Genomic DNA, 262 nt, shown 5'->3' on the forward strand with positions numbered 1-262 from the left:
CCGGTACTCGACACAGACGGTATTAGCCAAGTGATTGGTGACCGTAGCTTTCATCAGCAGCCGCAAGCCATTACGGCTTTGGCGACCCAGTTTATGCGCGGTATGAAAGCGGCTGGCATGGCAACCACTGGTAAGCATTTCCCCGGTCACGGCGCCATCGCTCCTGATTCTCATGTATCAGAAGCGATCGACAGCCGCAGTTTGGATGAGATTATGCACAGTGACATGCAGCCGTTCGCCCAAACGCTGCCTTGGCTTGATG

The 262-nt window shown here is 55.0% G+C and carries 1 protein-coding gene; it reads left to right on the plus strand.

What is annotated here, in order from left to right:
* Window positions 1-262 (plus strand): glycoside hydrolase family 3 N-terminal domain-containing protein (locus tag AAEZ03_RS27840; RefSeq protein ID WP_350583137.1); only part of this gene is annotated, 262 nt, incomplete at both ends.

Source organism: Pseudomonas sp. HY2-MNA-CIBAN-0224 (assembly GCF_040310285.1).
In the GTDB taxonomy this organism is placed as follows: domain Bacteria; phylum Pseudomonadota; class Gammaproteobacteria; order Pseudomonadales; family Pseudomonadaceae; genus Aquipseudomonas; species Aquipseudomonas helleri.